Origin of the sequence: Nocardioides marinisabuli (genome assembly GCF_013466785.1) — a bacterium.
Taxonomy (GTDB): domain Bacteria; phylum Actinomycetota; class Actinomycetes; order Propionibacteriales; family Nocardioidaceae; genus Nocardioides; species Nocardioides marinisabuli.
On record NZ_CP059163.1, the window covers coordinates 1,451,486 to 1,469,023 of the forward strand.

A 17,538-nucleotide genomic window follows, 5' to 3' on the forward strand; every position below is an offset into this window, starting at 1 on the left:
CTGCAACGACGCCTGGACCGGTCGGTCACGCGGTTCACACCGACGTAACAGGGCCATGACGGGGCCCGGACGTGCCGCGACCCCGTCGGTCCTCGGTCGACGGGGTCGCAGCGTGTCTGCTCCGGGAAGGTCAGCGGCTACCCCCCGGGGTACGACTGCTCAACGACCCCGCCGACCAGGGGTCACCCGGGGTGCGGCGTGGTCTGGACCACACCGTCCGTCTCGCCCGTCCCGGCCGTCAGCCGCGCTCGCCGGGACGCCGCTCCTGGCGGAGGTCCTCCTCGCCGAGGCCGCCCAGGTGGGTCGCCAGCGCCACGAGCAGCAGGAAGCCGCCCCAGACCAGCCCGGCCACCAGCACCATGCCGGGGGCCTGGAGGTCGCCGGTCACCCCCGCGAGCACCAGCGAGACGGCCGTCGCGATCGCGATCGTCCAGACCCCGCGACGGGCGAGCCGCGCCGGGCGGGTGCCCGAGCGGGTTCCCGAGCGGTCGGACGGCTGCTCGGTGTCGCTCACGTCCACCACCCTAGTGAGGCGCCGCCCGGCTGGGCGCCGCGCAGGCGGTTGCGGCAGGCTGGGCGCATGGAACCCGACGGCGCCCGCGAGCGGCTCGCTGCCTGGCTCGAGGAGCTCGGCCTGGTCGAGCACCTGGCCGAGGCCGGGCTGCCCACGATGGTGCGCGACGACCAGGGTCGGGCCGTGTGGACCGACCCCGGCACCGGTGCCGAGCTGAGCGACGACCAGGTGGCCGAGCTCGACGCGGTGCTGCACCAGGAGGGCAGCGACCCGGCCCACGCCGTGCCGGTGCCGCTGCTGCAGATCGCCCGCCAGGCGCGGGTGCACGACGAGCTGCTCACCAGCGCGTGGCACAGCTACGAGAGCCTCGCCCGGCTGCGCGGCGCCTCGGTGGAGCGCACCCGCTTCGCGGTGCACAAGGCGGCCGGGCAGCACCGGCTGCTCGCGGTGACCGGCCCGGCCGGGCTGATGGTGCCCGACTTCCAGCTCGACGCCACCGGGGAGGTGCGCCCCGAGCTGGTCGACCTCCTCGAGCCGCTGCTCGCCGCCGGCATGGACGGCTGGAAGGCGTGGGCCTGGCTGACCCGCCCGGCCGCCCTGGCCGCCGGGCTGGTGCCCGAGCAGGCCGCCGCGAGCCCCGACCCCGCCGACGTCGACGTCGTACGCCGCGCGGCGCAGCGGCTGGCCCGCACCGTCGCCGGCACCGGCTGACCGTCGGCCGGCCGGGTCAGCCGATGACCCGCAGCGCGCCGGGTCGCACCTCCACGACGGCCGGCTCGGCGGCCAGGCCGGGCAGCACGCCCAGCGGCTCGCCGTCCCCGCCGACGGGCAGCGGCGTGCGGCCGTCGGCGTTGAGCTCGACGCGGGCGCCGCGCAGCACCGTGACCTGGGGCAGGTCGACGTGAGAGCCGTCGTAGATCTTCGGGAACGAGCGCACCAGGGCGGTGCGCGAGGCGGCCTCCACCACGACGACGTCGAGCAGGCCGTCGTCGACCACGGCACCGGGGGCCACCTTCATGCCCTTGCCGTAGTAGGCCGAGCCGGCCACCACGACCAGCGCCGCGGCGTACTCGCCGACCCGGCCGTCGACGGCGACCCGGAAGCGACCGGGCTGGTAGGTGGCGATGGCGCGCACCGCGGCGAGCGGGTATTGCAGCTTCTGCGGCGTCCAGCGCATCCGGTCGACCATCGCGGCGGCCCGGGCGTCGATGCCCGAGTAGACCGACCCCGCCACCAGCCGGCTCGACGCGCCGGGCGGGGTCCAGGCCAGGAGGTCGACCTCCCGCACGGGCGCCCGCAGCAGGTGCTCGGCGATCGCCTCGGGCTCGGAGGGCAGCCCCAGCATCCGCGCGAAGTCGTTGCCGCGGCCCGCGGGGAGCACGCCCAGGGTGCCGCCGCCCCGGGAGACCGCGCCGGCCAGGTGGGAGAGCATCCCGTCGCCGCCGACCGAGACCACGACGTCGCCGCGCTCGACCGCGGCCTGCACCAGGGTGTCGGTGGCGCGCGGCCCGGGCGAGTAGGTGACGTCGACCGACGCCCCGGCCTCGCGCAGCACCCGCGCGACCGGCACCACCGCCTCCGGGGCCGCACCGCCGCCGGAGGCGGGGTTGACCAGGAACGTGAAGGAGCGGACGTCGCTCACGGGACCAGCACCCCCGGGTTGAGGATGCCGGTGGGGTCGAGGTCGGCCTTGACCGCCCGCAGGACCGAGGCGCCCAGGTCGCCGATCTCGGCGCTCAGCCACGGCCGGTGGTCGGTGCCGACGGCGTGGTGGTGGCTGATGGTGGCGCCGTTGGCGGTGATCGCGTCGTTGGCCGCGGCCTTGGCGCGCCCCCAGCGCTCCAGCGGCTGCTCGCCCGCGGCGGTGGCGACGGTGAAGTAGAGCGAGCAACCGGTCTCGTAGACGTGGGAGAGGTGGCACAGCACGATCGCCGAGCCGCCGTCGGCGCCCAGCTCGCGCTCGAGCGCGGCGCGCACGTCGGCGTACAGCGCGTCGACCTTCGACCAGAAGGTCGCGGTCTCGAGGGTCTCGACGAGCACGCCGACGTCGAGCATCGAGTCGCGCAGGTACGGCGCGTTGAAGCGGCCGTGGGCCCACGAGGCGCCCGGCTCCTCGCCCAGCGGGGTGCCGCCGAGGCCGGCGAGCACCTCGGTGACCGCGGCGCGGCGCGCCTCGACCTGGCCGGGGGTGCCCTCGTGGCCCACGATCATCAGGCAGCCGGTGGCCTGCTCGCCGATCGCGTCGGGGCGGGCCAGGTTGAGCCCGGTCTCGGCCTCGTCGGAGAGCCGCAGCACGGTCGGGAGCAGACCCGACTGGACGAGCGTGCGCATCGCGGTGGCGCCCTCGACGAAGGAATCCCAGCGCCAGCCCTCGTAGACCTTGACCTCGGGCAGCCGGCGGACCCGGACGGTGACCGCGGTGATGACGCCGAAGGCGCCCTCGGAGCCCAGCACCAGCTGGCGCAGGTCGGGGCCGGCGGCGTTGGCCGGCGACGAGCCGAGGCGCCACTCGCCGCGCGGCGTGGCCACCCGCAGCCCGACGACCATCTGGTCGAAGCGGCCGTAGCCGGCGCTGGACTGGCCCGAGGAGCGGGTGGCGGCGAAACCGCCGATCGAGGCGTGCTGGAAGGACTGTGGGTAGTGGCCCAGGCACAGGCCGTGCTCGGCCAGCAGCGCCTCGGCCTCGGGCCCGCGCAGGCCGGGCTCGAGGGTGGCGGTCATCGAGACCTCGTCGACCTCGAGGAGCGCGTCGAGGCGGACCAGGTCGAGCGAGACCAGCCCGGCGTACCCGTCGCGGCGCGCGGCGAGGCCGCCGGTCACGCAGGTGCCGCCACCGAAGGGCACGACGGCCAGGTGGTGCTCGACGGCCAGGGCCAGCACCGCGGCCACCTCGTCGTGGTCGGCGGGGCGCACCACCACGTCGGGGGCGTCGCCGAGGTCGCCGGCGCGGGCGCGCAGCAGGTCGGGGGTCGACTTGCCGCGGGTGCGCAGCCGGCGGGACTCGTCGTCGGTGTGCACGTGGTCGGGGCCGGCGATCGCGCGCAGTCCGGCGAGCACCTCGTCGGTGACGCCCACCGGGGCCAGCGTGACGTTCGCGGTCGCGGGGGTGTCGGCCAGGCCGAAGGCGAGCTCGACGAGGCCGCGCGCCGCCTCGGGCAGCGGGGTCGCGGCGGCCGGGTCGCCCCAGCGCTGCGGGTGCATCTCACGGGGGTGCGCGTCGAGGGTCGTGGGAGAGCTGGTGTCGTGGGTCACGTGTTACAGTGTGACACATGACGTCACTGTGTCACAACGATGCGCCGGGAGACCCCCGCGACGCCTACCTCGACGCGGCCCGCGAGTGCATCCTCGACGTCGGCTGGCGGCGTACGACGCTCACCGAGGTCGCGCGCCGGGCCGGCGTGTCGCGGATGACGATCTACCGCTCCTGGGCCGACATGCCGACGCTGCTCGGCGACCTGATGACCCGCGAGTGGTCGGGCCTGGTCGCCTCGACGACCGCGGAGGACACCGGCGACCGCGACCCCGTCGAGCGGATCGTCGACGAGGTGGTGCGCACCATCGGCGCGCTGCGCCGCAACGAGCTGTTCGTGCGCATCGTCGAGCTCGACCCCGACCTGGTGCTGCCCTACCTGCTGCACCGCCGCGGTCGCTCCCAGGAGCTGATCGTGACCCTGCTCGCCGACGCGGTCGCCCGCGCTCAGGCCGAGGGGGTGGTGCGGCCCGGGCCGCCGCTGGCCATCGCCCGCAGCCTGGTGCTGGCCGCCCACGGCTTCGTGCTCTCGGCGCACACGATGGTCGACGACCAGGTCGGCGCCGACGACCTCGACGCCGAGCTGCGCCACCTGCTGACCCGGGCGCTGCGCCCGTGAGCGCGCCCACCGGCAGCCCGACGCGCATCCGGGCGGGCCTGGCCGACGCCCCCGAGCAGGTCGACCTCGTCGTGGTCGGGCTCGGCGTCACCGGCGCCGGCGTCGCCCTCGACGCCGTGACCCGCGGCCTGAGCGTGCTCGCCGTCGACGCCCACGACCTCGCCTTCGGCACCTCGCGGTGGAGCTCGAAGATGGTGCACGGCGGGCTGCGCTACCTCGCTCAGGGCCAGGTCGGCGTGGCCCACGAGAGCGCGGTCGAGCGCGGCACCCTGATGGAGACCACCGCACCCCACCTGGTCCGCGCGATGCCGATGCTGATCCCGCTCACCACCAGCACGCCCGCGCTGCAGCGGGTGCTCTCGCGCAGCGGACTGGCCGCCGGCGACCTGCTGCGCCGCGGGGCCCGCACCAGCGCCGAGACCCTCCCCCATGCCCACCCCGCGACGCCTCTCCCGCACCGAGGCCCTCGCGATGGCGCCCGGCCTGCGCCCCGCCGGCCTGCGCGGCGGGCTGCTGGGCTGGGACGGCCAGCTCGAGGACGACGCCCGCCTGGTCACCACCATCGCGCGCACCGCGGCGTCGTACGGCGCCCACGTGCGCACGCGCGCCAGGGTGCTGCACGCCAGCGGCACGTCGGTGGCGCTGCGCGACGAGCTCACCGGCGCCACCCGCACCGTGCGCGCCCGCTCGGTCGTCAACGCCACGGGCGTGTGGGCCGGCGACCTGGCCGAGGAGGTGACGCTGCGCCCCAGCCGCGGCACCCACCTGGTGCTGCGCGGCGACCGGCTGCCGGGGCTGCGCACCAGCGTCTTCGCGCCCGTGCCGGGCTCGACCAACCGGTTCGTGATGGTGCTCCCCCAGCCCGACGGCACCATCTACGTCGGCCTCACCGACGAGCCGGCCCCCGGCCCCGTGCCCGACGTGCCGCAGCCGACCGAGCCCGAGATCGGCTTCCTGCTCGACGTGGTCGCCGCGACCTTCGCCGAGCCGCTGCACCGCGCCGACGTCGTGGGTGCGTACGCCGGGCTGCGTCCGCTGCTCGACGTCGCGGGCCCCGACGCGGCCGGCCAGACCGCCGACCTGTCCCGGCGCCACGCGGTGCTGACCGGCCGCACCGGCATGGTCACCGTCGTCGGCGGGAAGCTCACCACCTACCGCCGGATGGCCCAGGACGCCGTCGACACCGCCGTCGCCGGCGCCGGGCTCGACGCCGGCCCCTGCGGCACGGCCGCGCTGCCGCTGCTCGGCGCCGCACCGCGGCCCGTCCTCGACGCGCTCGAGGAGCCCGCGCGGCTGGTGCGCCGCTTCGGCACCGACGCCGCGCTGGTGCTCGGCACGGCCCGCGAGGTCACGGGCCTGGGCGACGACGAGCTGCTGGCCCCGGCGGCCCCGACGGTCCCGGTGACCCTGGCCGAGCTCGTCTTCGCGGTGACCCACGAGGGCGCCCACGACGTCGACGACCTCCTCGAGCGGCGTACCCGGGTGGGGCTGGTGGGCGCCGACCGGGCGCTGGCCGAACCGGCCGCCGAGCGTGCCCTCGCGCTGGCGGCGATGAGTCCGGGACGCTAGCCGGGTCGGAGCGGTGACGGCACACTGTGAGGAGCACACCGATGACCGCACCCGCGACGGAGACCCCGCGCATGACCTCGACACCCCGCGTCGGCGCGAGCCCGGCCGAGCTCAGCGACTTCCCCGCCCTCACCGAGCGCTACTCGCGCGAGCTGCTGGCGCACTGCTACCGGATGAGCGGCTCGGTGCACGAGGCCGAGGACCTGGTGCAGGAGACGTTCCTTCGGGCCTGGAAGGCCTCGGCCGGCTTCGAGGGCCGCTCGTCGGTGCGGACCTGGCTCTACCGCATCGCCACCAACGTGTGCCTGACCAACCTCGAGGGCCGGCCCCGGCGACCCCTGCCCACCGGGCTGGGCACCGACGACCAGCCGGCCGGTGACGCGCTCGAGCAGGACCACGAGGTCGCCTGGCTCGAGCCGGTGCCCGACGCGGCGGTGCTCGTCGAGCAGCGCGACTCCATCCGGCTGGCCTTCGTCGCGGCCCTCCAGCACCTGCCGGCGCGGCAGCGGGCGGTGCTGATCATGCGCGACGTGCTGCGCTGGAGCGCGGCCGAGGTCGCCGAGGCGCTCGAGACCACCCCGGCCGCGGTCAACTCCGCCCTCCAGCGCGCGCACGCGCAGATGAGCGCGCGCGCCCTCACCCAGGACACCGTCGAGCCCGACCTCAGCCCCGCGCAGCAGCACCTCCTCGAGCGGTACGTCGACGCGTTCTGGCGCAAGGACGTCGACCAGATCGTCTCGATGCTCACCGCCGAGGCGGTGTGGGAGATGCCCCCGTTCACCAGCTGGTTCCGCGGTCGCGCCAACATCGCCTGGCTCATCGGCAACGAGTGCCCCGGCGGCAGCCGCGACATGCCGATGATCGAGACGTCGGCCAACGGCCAACCGGCGTTCGGCCTGTACATGCGCGGGCCCGGCGGCGAGTTCACCCCCTTCCAGCTGCAGGTGCTGGAGATGACCGGCCCGCCGGAGGCCCCCGGGATCCGGCAGGTCGCCGCGTTCTTCGACCCCCGCCTCTTCGAGGTCTTCGGCCTGCCCGCGAGCCTGCCCGCCGACCACGTGCCCACGGGCCCGACGCCGTGAGCGCGCAGCTCGACCGGGCGGTCGGGCTGCTGGAGGCGTCGCTGACGGGCACCCGCGAGGTGCTCGGCCGGGTCGGTGCGCGCGACCTGCGCCGGGCCACCCCCTGCGCGGGCTGGGACCTCGCCGCGCTGGTGCGGCACATGGACGAGTCCCTGGCGGCCTACCTCGAGGCCAGCCACGGCCACCTCCGGCTGGCACCGCTCCCCGCGCCCGCCGCGGCGCCCGGCGGTGCGCCCGTCGCGTCGGTGCGGGCCCGGGCCTGCACCCTGCTCGGCGCGTGGTCCCTGGCCGCCGAGCAGGACCTCGACGGGGTCGCCCTCGACGGGGCCACCCTCGACGGGGCCAATCTCGAGGGGGCCGGCCTGCCGGCCGACCTGCTCGTCTCCACCGCGGCCCTGGAGGTCGCGGTGCACGGCTGGGACGTCGCCCGCAGCCTCGACGACCCCGGATGCCCGACGGTGCTGACCGAGGCCCTCGCGGCCGCGCTGCTGCCGGTGGCCAGGTGCACGGTCGCCGCCGGTCGCGGCAGCGGCCACTTCGCACCGGCCGTCGCGACCCCGCTGCGCGCCGGCGCCCCGGCGGTCCTGCTGGGGCTGCTGGGTCGTACGCCGGCCCCGCCCCCGCTCGGCCTGACTGGACCGGCCGGCGACGATCACGCGAAATACCGCGGGCAAAACTTTACCTTCCTACGCTGCTGCCATGGCCCTGGCCCCGACGCCCCCGACCGCTGCCGGCGGCGCCCTCACGACCGCGGGCCGGCTCCAGCAGGTCGGGGTGCTGCTGCGGACCGGCCGGGTCCGCGACGCGGCGGGCGTGCTGGCCGTGCTGGCCGCCGCGCCGCCCACCGCCACCGGCGAGCGCGCCACGCTGCTCGCCGCCCGGGTCGAGGTGCTGCTGGGCCGCGGCGACCTGACCACCGCCGCCACGCTCGTGGGCCCGCTGCTCGACCTGGTCACGGTGCCCGGGCCCAGCGGCCAGGCGGCCGCGGCGGTGGCGCACCACGCCCTCGGCGACCTCGCGGCCGCCGCCGGCGACCTCGACTCCTCGGTCGAGCACCTCACCCGGGCCGGCGCGCTGGCGCCCGACGCCGACCCCGAGCAGCTGCCCTGGCGCGCCAGCCAGGCCCTCGCCCTGGCCCGGGCCCGCCGGCCCCAGGAGGCCGCCCGCCAGGCCCGCGCCCACCTGCGGGTCGGGCGGGCCGCCGGGTCGGCGTACGCCGTCGCCCAGGGGCTGCGCGCGCTGGCCACCGTCAGCACCACCGGCGAGGGCCGCCTGCTGCTCGAGGAGGCGCGCGAGACGCTCGCCGGGGGCCCGGCGGCCCGGCTCTCCGCGCAGGTCGACACCGACCTGGCCGGGCTGCTGGTGCTCTCCGGCGAGGGCTCCTCGCCCCGGGTGGTGCGGCTGCTGCGCGCCGCGGAGACGTACGCCGCCGACCAGGGGCTGTGGCCGCTGCGCCAGCGTGCCCGGCGGCTGCTCGACCTCGTGGGCGCGAGCGCGGAGGGGCGCAGCGAGGCGCTGGCCGCCCTCACCCTGGCCGAGCGTCGGGTCGCCGAGCTGGCGGTGCAGGGCCTGAGCAACCGCGAGATCGCCACCGCGCTGGTGGTGACGGTCAAGGCCGTCGAGTGGCACCTGTCGCGGGTCTACCGCAAGGTGCAGATCACCTCGAGGCGCGAGCTCGCCGGCGCACTGATGGGCTGAGTCGCTCAGGAGCGCTCAGGGCAGGTCCGGGTCCGGTGCGGTCCAGGTCAGGGCGCGGCCGTGGGCGTGCGTCCAGCCCACCGCCCGGCCGTCGAGGCCCAGCACGAACAGGCCCGGCGGCGGGGCGGGGCCGGTGGCGGTGACGCCGGGCAGCACGTCGGGACCCTCGTTGCTGAGCCAGTGGCAGGCCCCCTCGGCGACCAGCCCCCGCAGCAGCTCCTCGGCCCGGCGCCGGGCCGGTTCGGGCAGGTAGCTGAGCACGGCGCTGTGCTGCACCACGACCCGGCCGTGGGCCGCGGCCCGCTCGACCAGGGCCGGCAGCTCCTCGACCAGGTCGCCCGCGACGAGGTGCGGCGGGTCCTGCCGAGCCACCTCGACCGCGGCAGCCAGCACCCGGCGACGGTCCTCGTGCTCGGGCCAGACCAGCGTCTCGAGCCAGTCGGTGGCGTCGTGGTCGGTGACGTCGAGGGGGTGCAGGTCGACGCCACCGCGCCAGGCGACCCGGGGCAGCCGGCCGGGCAGCGGGGCGCACGCCGCGCCGGCCCCGTCGACCCGGCACTCCAGCACCGGCCGGCCCTCGCCGACCCCCACCTCGTGCACGACCTCACCGTCGGGAGCGCGGTAGCGGTGGCCCCACCGGTCGGGGTAGAGGCACAGCCCGGCGCTCGCGCCGACCTCGACCAGCGCCAGCGGCTCGTCACCGAGCGCGGCCACCGCGGCCAGCGCCGGCAGCAGGGTCGCCATCCGCCCGGCCTCGTTGGTCTGCGTGGCGCGGGAGAGGATCGTGGCCCGCACCGACCCGTCGTCGCCGAGCAGCGCCGCCCGCAGCGCGTCGTACGGCGCCGGGGCCGCCACGCCGTGCCACCGCGCCGCGGCGAAGACCAGGTTCGGCTGGCGCTTCGGCGCCGGCAGCGTCTCGAGCCAGGCCCGCACCTCGGCGTCACCGACCACGCCCAGCGCCCACTCGGTGAAGCACGGTGAGTCGTCGGCGGCCCCGGCGTACGCCGCGAAGTCCTCGTAGACCGCCACCACGTCACCCTCGACCAGCACGCCCCCCACTATCGCCGACCCGGCCCATATCTCACGCTGACCCGGCGCACATCTCGCCTCGAGCCGGCCCGAACCGACGCCGGGTAAAGGCCGGTGCTGCGCGACTCGGCCGGTTGAGGGAGGGTGGGCCCGTGACGACGTACCTCCTCATCGCCGGGCTGGGCCTCGTGCTGCTGCTGGTCTCGCTGGTCCTCGGCGACCTGCTCGACGGCGCGCTCGACGCGCTGGCCGGCGACACCTTCTCCAGCGCGGTGATCGGGGCGTTCGTCTCGGCGCTCGGCTTCGGCGGTGCGCTGGCCCAGGGCCTCGGTGCGCCACTGGCGGTCTCGCTGCCGGCCGGCGTCGTGGCCGGCGTCGGCTTCGGCTGGTTCGCCGCCTGGTTGACCCGGCTGCTGCGCACCGACACCTCCGGCGCCTCGCCGCGCACCGACGACACCGTGGGCCGCGAGGCGGTGGTCGTCACCGCGATCCCGGCCGACGGCTACGGCACGGTCAAGGTGCTCATCGGCGGGCACGAGATGCGCCTCAACGCGCGGCTCGACACCGACCACCCGATCCCCGTCGAGCCCGGCACCCGGGTCCACGTCACCGGCTCCGTCTCCCCCACGGCCGTCACGGTCGCGCCCACCTGGCGCGAGCTCGGCTGATCCCCTGCGACCCACCCCCGGCACCACCCCGTCCCGCTCCCAAGGAGTCTCGTGTGAACCCGTCCGTGCTGATCCCCGTCGCGGGGTTCGTCGTCCTCTTCGTCCTGCTGGTGCTGCTGGTCACCAGCCGCTACAAGGTCGCCGGGCCCAACGAGGCCTTCATCGTCACCGGCCGCAAGGGCAAGGCGGTGGTCAACCCCGAGACCGGTGAGCTGACCACCGACCTGTCCGGGCAGAAGGTCATCCTCGGCGGCGGCACCTTCGTCATCCCGTTCGTGCAGAAGCTCGGCACCCTCGACCTCTCCTCACGCCGGATCTCGGTGCAGATCCGCGGCGCCGTCTCGGGCCAGGGCATCAAGCTCAACGTCGAGGGCGTCGCGATCGTCAAGGTCGGCGGCAACGCCGACCAGATCCGGCTGGCGGCCCAGCGCTTCCTGTCCCAGCAGGCCGACGTGGAGTCCTACACCCAGGAGGTGCTCGCCGGTGCGCTGCGCTCGATCGTGGGAGGCCTGACCGTCGAGCAGATCATCCGCGACCGCGCCGCCTTCGCCCAGCGCGTGGCCGACGAGTCCGAGAACTCGCTCACCGGCCAGGGCCTGATCCTCGACACCTTCCAGATCCAGGACGTCACCGACGACGGCACCTACCTCGCCGACCTGGGTCGGCCCGAGGCAGCCCGCGTGGCCCAGGAGGCCCGCATCGCCGAGGCGAACGCCCGCCAGGCCGCCGAGCAGGCCCAGATCGCCGCCGAGCAGGAGATCGCGATCTCGCAGCGGGTGCTGGCGCTGAAGCAGTCGGAGATCAAGGCCGAGACCGACGCCGCCTCCGCGCAGGCCGCGGCGGCCGGGCCGCTGGCCCAGGCCGACCGCGACCAGTCGATCCTCACCGAGCAGGAGAAGGTCGCGGTGCGCCAGGCGGCCCTGACCGAGCGCCAGCTCGAGACCGAGGTCCGCAAGCCCGCCGACGCCGAGCGCTACCGCGTCGAGCAGGAGGCCGAGGCCCGCCGCAGCGCCGAGATCGCGGCGGCCGAGGCCCGCAAGGCCTCGACCATCGCCGCCGCCGAGGCCAAGGCCCAGGAGGCCCGCCTCTCCGGTGAGGCCGAGAAGGCCCGCCGCGCCGCGCTCGCCGAGGCCGAGGCGATCGAGGGTGAGCGTCGCGGTGCGGCCGAGCGCGCCCGGCGTACGGCCGAGGCCGACGCGACCCGCGCCGAGGGTGAGGCAAAGGCCGCAGCGACCCTCGCGGTCGGCCAGGCCGAGGCCGAGGCGATGGACAAGCGGGCCGAGGCGTTCGCGCACTACAACGACGCCGCGGTGCTGCAGATGCTCATCGAGGTGCTGCCCAAGGTCGCCAAGGAGGTCGCAGCACCCATCAGCGCCATCGACCAGCTGACCGTCATCTCCACCGACGGCGCCGGCGCGATGCCCAAGCAGGTCACCGACAACGTCACCCAGACGATGAGCATGCTCAAGGCCACCACCGGCCTCGACCTCGAGGCGCTCATCAAGAACTCCGTCGGCAAGGCGGCCCAGGCCACCGGGCTCGAGGGCTCCTCGACCGACTGAGCGCGAGCCGGCCCGGAGCTCCTGGAGGGAGGTCCGGGCCGGGTCGGCGCGAGATATGCGCCGGGTCGGCGCGAGATAAGGGCCGGGTCAGGTGGCGGGGAGGGCGACGTACGTCGTCTCCAGGTACTCCTCGATGCCCTCGAAGCCGCCCTCGCGGCCGAAGCCGGAGGCCTTGACGCCGCCGAAGGGGGCCGCGGGGTTGGAGATCAGGCCGGTGTTGACCCCGACCATGCCGAACTCCAGCGCCTCGGCCATCCGGATCGTGCGGGACAGGTCGCGGGTGTAGACGTAGGAGGCCAGGCCGTACTCGGTGGCGTTGGCGCGGGCCACCGCCTCCTCCTCGGTGGCGAAGGTCGTGATCGGGGCGACCGGGCCGAAGATCTCCTCGCTGTTGATCGCGGACCCGGCGGGGACGTCGAGCAGCACGGTCGGCCGGTAGAACCACCCGGCGCCCTCGGGGCGCTCGCCGCCGGTGACGACCCGGGCCCCGTCGTGCACGGCGTCGGTGACCAGCTGCGAGACGGAGTCGACGGCGGCCTCGTCGATGAGGGGCCCCACGTCGACCCCGTCGTCCTGGCCCCGGCCCAGCGACAGCGCCCCCATCCGCTCGGCCAGCTTCTCGCCGAACTCGGTCGCGACGTCCTCGTGCACCAGGAACCGGTTGGCAGCGGTGCAGGCCTCGCCCATGTTGCGCATCTTGGCCACCATGGCGCCCTCGACGGCGGCGTCGAGGTCGGCGTCGGCGAAGACCAGGAACGGCGCGTTGCCGCCGAGCTCCATGCTGACGCGCTGGAGCTGGTCGGCCGACTGGCGCACCAGGGTGCGGCCCACGCCGGTGGAGCCGGTGAAGGAGACCTTGCGCAGCCGGTCGTCGCCCTGCAGCGCCTGGCTCATCTCCTTGGCGTGGGTCGAGGGCAGCACGTTGAGCACCCCGTCGGGCAGCCCGGCCTCACCGAGGATCGCGGCCAGCGCCAGCATCGTCAGCGGCGTCTGGGCGGCCGGCTTGATGACCATCGTGCAGCCCGCGGCGACCGCCGGGCCGATCTTGCGGGTGCCCATCGCGAGCGGGAAGTTCCAGGGCGTGACGAAGAAGCAGGGACCGACCGGCTTCTTGATCGTCAGCAGGCGGCTGCCGCCGGCCGGCGCCTGCATCCAGCGGCCGTGGATGCGCACGGCCTCCTCGGCGTACCAGCGGAAGAACTCGTTGCCGTAGGCGACCTCGCCCTTGGCCTCCTTGATGGTCTTGCCCATCTCCAGGCTCATCAGCCGGGCCAGGTCGTCGGCGCGCTCACCGATCATCTCGAAGGCGCGGCGCAGGATCTCGCCACGCTCCCGGGGCGGGGTGGCCGCCCACCCGGCCTGGGCGGCCACGGCGGCGTCGAGCGCCTCGACCGCGTCGCCCACCGACGCGTCGGCGACCCGGGTCAGCTCCGAGCCGTCGGCCGGGTCGTGCACGGCGAAGGTGGCGCCGTCCTCGGCGTCGCGCCACCGGCCCCCCACGAGGAGCCGACGGTGCTCGTCGGGCAGCAGGGCGGCGAGGTCGGGAGTCTGGTCAGCACCGTTCATGGCGCGATCCTCGCACCACGATCTCCTTCTCCCAACGCTTCACCCGGCCGGGCGCGTCGTGGCATACTCGAGATGTCGACTTCGGAGGGAGCACTCAGAAGACGGCTGTGGACCCCTCGCCGACCCCATGCGGCGGGGGGTTCATCTGTTCGGTGCCAGCCCGGCGCCAGCCCGCACCAGCCCGGGGGCTCAGCCGGCCGCGCGCAGCAGCGCCTCGACGAGCGGACCGGCCGTGCCGGAGCCGGAGTCGCCCACCTCGACGTACGCCGCGACCGCCAGGTCGCCCTGGGCGGCGACCATCCAGGCGTGGGTGAGCACCTTGCCGTCCCGCTCGAACTCGGCGGTGCCGGTCTTGGCCAGCACGGCGGGGCCGGGCACGTCGGCGAGGCCTCGCCCGCTGCCGGAGACGACCACCTCGCGCAGCATCGAGCGCAGCGCCTCGGCCTCGCCCTTCGTCAGCGGCGCGGCCCCCTCGGGCGGGTCGTCGGTGTAGCCCTCGACCAGGGTCGGGACGACGGTCGCCCCCTCCTGGACGCTGGCGATGACCGCGGCCATCACCATCGGCGAGGCCAGCACCCGGCCCTGCCCGATGAGCGAGGCCGCCGCCTCGGTCTCGCTCTCGGGCTGCGGCACGCTGCCGAAGTACGCCGGGAAGCCCAGGTCGTGGTCGATGCCCATGCCCAGCGTGGCCCCGGCGTCGTAGAGGTCGGTGCCGTCGAGGCGACCGGACTCGGCGATCAGCGCGGTGTTGCACGAGCTGGCGATCGCGCGGCGCAGCGGGATCCGGCCGAGGTCGGCCGAGGGGTAGTCGGAGTAGTTGGTGAACGCCTTGCCGTCCACGACGACCCGCGGGCTGCAGGTCACCGTGGTCGAGGGGCTCATCCCGGCGCGGAGCAGGGCCAGGCTGGTGACGATCTTGAAGGTGCTGCCGGGCGCGGCCTGGCCGAAGGTCGCGACGTTCGTGGCCCCGACCCCGGGGCCGTTGGCCGCGGCGAGCACCTCGCCGTCGCTGGGGCGCAACGCGACCAGCGCGCTGGCCGGGCCGACGTCGGCCAGCAGCGACTCGGCGGTGCGCTGCAGACCGACGTCGAGGCTCAGGCGCAGGTCCTCGCCGTCGGTGGCCGGCAGGGCGACCAGCTCGCGCTCGCCGCCCCCGGCCCCCGGGTCCTCGTCGACGGCGCGCACGAGCATGCCCGGGCTGCCCCGCAGCTCCTCGTCGTAGCGCGCCTGCAGCCCCGAGAGCCCGGCACGGTCCCCGACGCGGTAGACGCCGGGCTGGGCCTCCATCATCTCGGCGGTCACCTCGCCGACGCTGCCGAGCAGCTCGGCGGCGAAGTCGCGGGTGGGCGCGAGCGCCTGCTCCGAGGAGATCGCCTTGATGCCGGCGAACGTGTCGGAGCCCTGCGACAGCGACGCCGGCACGTCGCCGACGCGGTAGACGATCCCCTCGACGAAGGCCTCGGGCCCGGCCCCCGCGACCCGGGCGCGGTAGGTCTTCTTGTCGAGGTCCGCGAGCTCGGCGAGCCGCTCGGCGGCCCGCAGCGCCTGCTGCTTCGACACCGCCGACCGGTCGACCCCGAAGCGCACGACCGCCCGGGGGGTGACGATGCGCTTGCCACCGGCACCGAGCACGTCGCCGCGCGAGGCCCCCAGGGTGGAGGCGTCGAGCACCTCGCCGTCCTCGAGGCTGGGCTCGACCACGGACGGCTGCCACACCGCGCGCCACTCGTCGTCGACCAGGCGCAGGCTGGTGGTGGTCTCGTAGGACCAGTCCCCGGCGGGCAGCCGCCAGGTCCAGCCCAGGTCGACCTCGGCCACGTCGCGGGTGTCGCTGACCGTGAGCACCTCGACCTGCGGCTCGAGGCCCGCGAAGGCCGGCTCGAGCCCCGCGACCACGGCCGCGTGCGCCTCGTCGGCCTCGGCGGCGGCCGGCTCGGCCAGCGGGACCGAGCCGGGCTCGCCGGCGGCCAGGGCGGCGGCGTACGCCTCCGCGGCGGGACGCGCGTCGGGCCCGCCCACCGTGTCGGCGACCTGGTCGCAGGCGGTCAGGCCGGCCGCGACCAGCGCGGCGGCGCCCAGCAGGGCAGGGGTCCCGAGACGTCGCATGCGACGTTCCTACCAGCCCCCGCCCCCAGGGCCCGGGAGCCCCGCGAGGGGCAGCGTCCCTACGGCTTCTTGTGGCGCGCCTTCTTGCGGTCGAAGTCGCCCGCGGGCTTGTCGCCGCGGGGCGGGCGCGCCACGGAGCTGCGGGGGCCGTTGTCGGCGCGCAGCTCGATCAGCTTGCCGGAGATGCGGGTCTCGGCCAGGGCCGAGAACACCTCCGGGCCCAGGTCGGCCGGCAGCTCGACGAGCGAGAAGTCGGGGCGGATCTGGATCTTGCCGAAGTCGCTGCGCGAGAGCCCGCCCTCGTTGGCGAGCGCCCCGACGATCTGGCGCGGCTCGACCTTGTGCCGCTTGCCCACGTTGATGCGGTACGTCGACAGGTTGGTGTCGCCGCCGCGGCGCGGGGCCCGCTCGGCGCGGGCCTTGCCGGCCCGCTCGTCGCGACCGCCCGGCTCGGAGCGGCGCTCCTCGCGCTGGGCGCGGGCCCGGTCGGCCTCGGGGTCGATCAGCAGCGGGGTCTCGCCCTGCGAGAGCACCGCGAGGGCCGCCGCCACGTCGACCTCGGGCACGTCGTGCTCGCGCACGTAGTGGGCCACGATGTCGCGGAAGCGGTCGATGCGCGCGGTGTTGGCCAGCGCCTCGGTGATCTGGTCGTCGAAGCGCGCCAGCCGGGTGGAGTTGACGTCCTCGGCGGTCGGCAGCTGCATCTGGGTCAGCGGCTGCTTGGTGGCCTTCTCGATGTGCTTGAGCAGGTAGCGCTCGCGCGGGGTGATGAAGGAGATCGCGTCGCCGGTGCGTCCCGCGCGGCCGGTGCGGCCGATGCGGTGCACGTAGGACTCGGTGTCGGTGGGGATGTCGTAGTTGACGACGTGGCTGATCCGCTCGACGTCGAGGCCGCGGGCGGCGACGTCGGTGGCGACCAGGATGTCGAGCTTGCCGGCCTTGAGCTGGTTGACGGTCCGCTCGCGCTGGGCCTGGGCGACGTCGCCGTTGATGGCGGCCGCGGAGTAGCCGCGGGCGCGCAGCTTCTCGGCCAGGGTCTCGGTCTCGTTCTTGGTGCGGACGAAGACGATCATCCCCTCGAAGTTCTCGACCTCGAGGATGCGGGTGAGGGCGTCGACCTTCTGCGGGTAGGAGACCGTGAGGTAGCGCTGGGTGATGTTGGCGGCGGTCGTCGCGCTGCGCTTGACGGTGATCTCGGCCGGGTTGCTCAGGTACTGCTTGGAGAGCCGGCGGATCTGCGCGGGCATGGTGGCCGAGAACAGCGCCACCTGCTTGTCGTCGGGGGTCTCGGCCAGGATCGTCTCGACGTCCTCGGCGAAGCCCATGTTGAGCATCTCGTCGGCCTCGTCGAGCACCAGGAAGCGCAGCTGCGACAGGTCCAGGGTGCCCTTGTCGAGGTGGTCCATGATCCGGCCGGGGGTGCCGACGACCACGTGGACGCCGCGACGCAGCGCGGAGAGCTGCACGCCGTAGGCCTGGCCGCCGTAGACGGGCAGCACGTGCACGCCGCGCATCCGGGCGGCGTACTTCTCGAACGCCTCGCACACCTGGAGCGCGAGCTCACGGGTGGGGGCGAGCACGAGCGCCTGCGGGCTCTTCTGCGCGATGTCGAGGTTGGAGAGGATCGGCAGGGCGAACGCGGCGGTCTTGCCGGTGCCGGTCTGCGCGAGGCCGACGACGTCGCGGCCCTCGAGGAGGGTCGGGATCGTGGCGGCCTGGATGGCCGACGGGGTCTCGTAGCCCACGTCGGACAGTGCCTTGAGCACCGGCTCGGACAGACCGAGATCGACGAAGGTCGGCACCTGATCGTCGACGGTCGTGGGGTCGGTGTCAGAGGAAGTCACTGCCATAAGGTAGTGGGTCGCGGGCGTGGGC

General features: G+C 75.4%; 14 protein-coding genes. 7 read left to right on the forward strand and 7 right to left on the reverse strand.

What is annotated here, in order from left to right:
- Positions 1–238: 238 nt before the first annotated feature.
- Complete coding sequence (locus H0S66_RS07035; RefSeq protein WP_179614757.1) at positions 239–514, reverse strand: hypothetical protein; 276 nt, start codon at positions 512–514, stop codon at positions 239–241.
- Between the two features lie 66 nt (positions 515–580).
- Here H0S66_RS07035 and H0S66_RS07040 point away from each other — a divergent pair, with 66 nt between their 5' ends.
- Positions 581–1,225 (forward strand): hypothetical protein, encoded by a 645-nt coding sequence (locus H0S66_RS07040; protein ID WP_179614758.1) that lies wholly within the window; start codon positions 581–583, stop codon positions 1,223–1,225.
- Between the two features lie 16 nt (positions 1,226–1,241).
- On the opposite strand, the gene H0S66_RS07045 is transcribed toward H0S66_RS07040, so the two are convergent.
- The gene (locus tag H0S66_RS07045) at positions 1,242–2,156 is read right to left on the reverse strand and encodes a diacylglycerol/lipid kinase family protein (protein ID WP_179614759.1); all 915 of its coding nucleotides are present in this window, start codon (positions 2,154–2,156) and stop codon (positions 1,242–1,244) included.
- A complete protein-coding gene (locus H0S66_RS07050; RefSeq protein ID WP_258017136.1) occupies positions 2,153–3,766 on the reverse strand; it encodes an FAD-binding oxidoreductase in 1,614 nt (537 codons plus the stop codon). Before H0S66_RS07050 ends, H0S66_RS07045 begins: the two co-directional genes overlap by 4 nt.
- Positions 3,767–3,783: 17 nt before the next feature.
- On the opposite strand from H0S66_RS07050, the gene H0S66_RS07055 reads away from it, so the two are divergent.
- From H0S66_RS07055 to H0S66_RS20045, 4 genes are all read left to right on the forward strand, one after another.
- Positions 3,784–4,383, forward strand: coding sequence for a TetR/AcrR family transcriptional regulator (locus tag H0S66_RS07055; RefSeq protein WP_179614760.1), 600 nt, complete (start codon positions 3,784–3,786; stop codon positions 4,381–4,383).
- A 429-nt stretch (positions 4,384–4,812) separates the two neighbouring features.
- On the forward strand, positions 4,813–5,952 hold the full coding sequence (locus H0S66_RS07060) for a glycerol-3-phosphate dehydrogenase/oxidase (protein WP_258017137.1): 1,140 nt from the start codon (positions 4,813–4,815) through the stop codon (positions 5,950–5,952).
- Between the two features lie 71 nt (positions 5,953–6,023).
- Complete coding sequence (locus H0S66_RS07065; protein ID WP_179614762.1) at positions 6,024–7,034, forward strand: sigma-70 family RNA polymerase sigma factor; 1,011 nt, start codon at positions 6,024–6,026, stop codon at positions 7,032–7,034.
- A gap of 699 nt (positions 7,035–7,733) precedes the next feature.
- Positions 7,734–8,732 (forward strand): helix-turn-helix transcriptional regulator, encoded by a 999-nt coding sequence (locus H0S66_RS20045; RefSeq protein WP_179614764.1) that lies wholly within the window; start codon positions 7,734–7,736, stop codon positions 8,730–8,732.
- A 15-nt stretch (positions 8,733–8,747) separates the two neighbouring features.
- Here H0S66_RS20045 and H0S66_RS07075 read toward each other — a convergent pair whose 3' ends face one another.
- Positions 8,748–9,782 carry a DUF2332 domain-containing protein gene (locus H0S66_RS07075; RefSeq protein ID WP_179614765.1) on the reverse strand — a complete coding sequence of 345 codons (1,035 nt, stop codon included), beginning with the start codon at positions 9,780–9,782 and terminating at the stop codon, positions 8,748–8,750.
- A 131-nt stretch (positions 9,783–9,913) separates the two neighbouring features.
- Between H0S66_RS07075 and H0S66_RS07080 the strand changes: the two genes are divergently transcribed.
- Positions 9,914–10,429, forward strand: coding sequence for an NfeD family protein (locus tag H0S66_RS07080; RefSeq protein WP_179614766.1), 516 nt, complete (start codon positions 9,914–9,916; stop codon positions 10,427–10,429).
- A gap of 53 nt (positions 10,430–10,482) precedes the next feature.
- Entirely contained in the window at positions 10,483–11,991 is a 1,509-nt protein-coding gene (locus tag H0S66_RS07085) for a flotillin family protein (RefSeq protein WP_179614767.1), read from the forward strand.
- Positions 11,992–12,078: 87 nt separating this feature from the next.
- Here the strand turns inward: H0S66_RS07085 and H0S66_RS07090 are convergent, their stop codons facing one another.
- From H0S66_RS07090 to H0S66_RS07100, 3 genes are all read right to left on the reverse strand, one after another.
- Positions 12,079–13,557, reverse strand: coding sequence for an NAD-dependent succinate-semialdehyde dehydrogenase (locus H0S66_RS07090; protein ID WP_179614768.1), 1,479 nt, complete (start codon positions 13,555–13,557; stop codon positions 12,079–12,081).
- A gap of 189 nt (positions 13,558–13,746) precedes the next feature.
- Positions 13,747–15,663: a penicillin-binding transpeptidase domain-containing protein gene (locus H0S66_RS07095; RefSeq protein ID WP_179614769.1), complete on the reverse strand. Its 1,917-nt coding sequence runs from the start codon at positions 15,661–15,663 to the stop codon at positions 13,747–13,749.
- A gap of 59 nt (positions 15,664–15,722) precedes the next feature.
- The gene (locus H0S66_RS07100; protein ID WP_179614770.1) at positions 15,723–17,513 is read right to left on the reverse strand and encodes a DEAD/DEAH box helicase; all 1,791 of its coding nucleotides are present in this window, start codon (positions 17,511–17,513) and stop codon (positions 15,723–15,725) included.
- Positions 17,514–17,538 lie beyond the last annotated feature (25 nt).

Bases quoted from the DNA above. Each gene is read 5' to 3' on its own strand.
- H0S66_RS07100 (WP_179614770.1), bottom strand. From the start codon at position 17,513: ATGGCAGTGACTTCCTCTGACACCGACCCCACGACCGTCGACGATCAG.
- H0S66_RS07065 (WP_179614762.1), top strand. From the start codon at position 6,024: ATGACCTCGACACCCCGCGTCGGCGCGAGCCCGGCCGAGCTCAGCGAC.
- H0S66_RS07060 (WP_258017137.1), top strand. From the start codon at position 4,813: ATGCCCACCCCGCGACGCCTCTCCCGCACCGAGGCCCTCGCGATGGCG.
- H0S66_RS20045 (WP_179614764.1), top strand. From the start codon at position 7,734: ATGGCCCTGGCCCCGACGCCCCCGACCGCTGCCGGCGGCGCCCTCACG.
- H0S66_RS07090 (WP_179614768.1), bottom strand. From the start codon at position 13,557: ATGAACGGTGCTGACCAGACTCCCGACCTCGCCGCCCTGCTGCCCGAC.
- H0S66_RS07040 (WP_179614758.1), top strand. From the start codon at position 581: ATGGAACCCGACGGCGCCCGCGAGCGGCTCGCTGCCTGGCTCGAGGAG.
- H0S66_RS07055 (WP_179614760.1), top strand. From the start codon at position 3,784: ATGACGTCACTGTGTCACAACGATGCGCCGGGAGACCCCCGCGACGCC.
- H0S66_RS07095 (WP_179614769.1), bottom strand. From the start codon at position 15,663: ATGCGACGTCTCGGGACCCCTGCCCTGCTGGGCGCCGCCGCGCTGGTC.